This is a genomic window from Prevotella sp. C0209C1, from assembly GCF_056583855.1.
The window spans coordinates 1-2,305 of sequence record NZ_JBWPJP010000067.1; the positions used below are offsets into that span (position 1 = coordinate 1).

Consider the following 2,305-nt stretch of genomic DNA (forward strand, 5'->3'; position numbering starts at 1 on the left):
CTTGCAGATATAAACAAATGATTTGTAGCATAATATACTGTGAGTCAGCGGAATATTAGATTTTTAAGGGTGGACTACATAAAGTTAGACACCATACTTAACGAATATGCCGACAATTTAATTAATCTTCTAGGGTATTATATATTTAACTGATTTTTTACAAGCTGGTAATAAATACCTTTATTGGTGATTAGGTTTTCATGGTTTCCTTGTTCGCAAATTTTACCATCTTTCAATACGATTATTTTGTCTGCATTTCTAACCGTGCTAAGTCTGTGGGCGATGATTATGGCAGTTCTACCTTTGATAAATTTGTTTAGGTTCTCCATAATTTCATGCTCATTGTTTGCATCAAGAGAATTTGTTGCCTCATCTAAAAAAATATATTTAGGATTTTTGTATATAGCTCGAGCTATGAGAATTCGTTGTTTTTGACCTAGACTTAGACCATGGTCATCATTTCCTATTTTTGTTTTGAACTTCAATGGTAGTTTGTCAATGAAACAATTTATGTTAGCAATTTCTGCTGATTTTCTAACTAACGCATCGTTTGTTTTTTCCACTCCTAATGTAATGTTATTTTCAATTATGTCAGAAAATATATAGCCTTCTTGCATAACTGTGCCGCAACATTTTCTCCATTCTCTTTTGTTTATAGAATCCAAATTACCCCCCCAACTTCAATACATCCCATATCAGGGCTATAGAAGCCAAGAATCATCTTAAGAATAGTTGTTTTGCCACTGCCACTGAGGCCAACTATTGCGGTTACTTTACCTTCGGGAATTTTTAAATTAATATCATCTAGAATTGGTTTGAAACTTAATTTGTCATAACGAAATGTTACATGACGAAATACAATATCTCCATTACTCATAGAATTAGTTCCCACCTTGGTTTCGTCATCTTCATCTTTTTCATCATATACATTTTGGAGCCTATCTATGCTTAATTTTGCATCCTGATACTGTCGGATGAAGTTTATCAATTGGTCAACAGGGCTATTAAGCATACCTACAATATATTGAAAACTCAGCATTATGCCAAGGGTTATCTTCCCTTTGACAACAAATGTTGCTACAAGTGCTGTTATAATGAGGTTTTTAACTTGATTGATTAAAAAACCTCCAGACTGTTGATACTGAGATAATTTAAGGCTCCTTATTGATAAGCGATAAATATTTCGTTGAATGATTTCCCATTCCCATCTCTTTCGTTGTTCGCATGTGTTTAATTTAATCTCTTGCATACCTGAGATTAGTTGAATAATACTACTTTGATTAGTGGAATTTAACGAAAACATTTTATGGTCTAGGATTTCTCTTTTTTCATAAATTTCCACACCCAAAAAATGTAAAGTGTACTTCCAACAAAAAAAATTAAAGCAACTATCCTATCATATATAAGAATAACTCCACCTAATACTACCATACTAACCATTGAGAACAAGGTATCAAGAATAGAGTCGGTTAAAAATGCCTTTATTCTCGAATGGTCATTAATACGCTGAATAATATCACCAGTCAGTTTTGTATCAAAAAAAGAAATTCGCAACTTCATCAACTTTGTAAGATAATCAGAAATTAAAGCTATGTTTGTCTTAGTACCAATTACCAACAAAGTTCATGTACGGACAAAACTTACAAAAGTATGACCACATTCCAAGCAAAGTTGCCCAATTAGGATAAGCACGATAATACTAATGTTTTTTTCTGTGACACCCAAATCTACAATTGCCTGTGTTAGGAATGGCAACACAAGTTGAATCAGTGCTCCACAAACCATTATCCACAGAAGTAAGAATATTTTGTTTTTGTGTGGTTTTAAATATGAAAAAAGAAATGTAATTGTTTTCTTTCTGTTCCATTTAAATTTTACGTCTTCTTGCTTTTCATAAAAAGACGGAGTTGGTAGCAAGGACAAGGCTGTACCTATTGATTGACCATGAATATCTGTGGAACTTAGCCAACATGAACTGAATTCCCATTCGTTAAATTCTATACTAACTCCACCAGCAGGATTGGCTATATAAAAGATATACCCTTTTCTTGTTTTCTTGATTTTATATAATACTACAAAATGATTCTGATTCCAATGGAGAATACAAGGTAACGGCATCTCATCAATCAGTTGAATAAGGCTCAATTGGGTGCCAATAGTGTGAAGTCCAATCTTTTCAGCTGCTATACAGATTCCATACAATGACACACCTTCATTAGATATGCTACATAGTCGTCCCTTAAAAACTATATTTCAGCATAAAGTTTGTATTGACAAGCTTTATGCTGATTCTTTTTATAAGGTA

Annotated in this window: 1 pseudogene; it reads right to left on the reverse strand. The window is 32.8% G+C overall.

Annotated elements, in window-relative coordinates:
* Positions 1-137: 137 nt before the first annotated feature.
* Positions 138-2,250, reverse strand: a pseudogene (locus AC1DCD_RS10185) (peptidase domain-containing ABC transporter).
* Between the last annotated feature and the right edge of the window lie 55 nt (positions 2,251-2,305).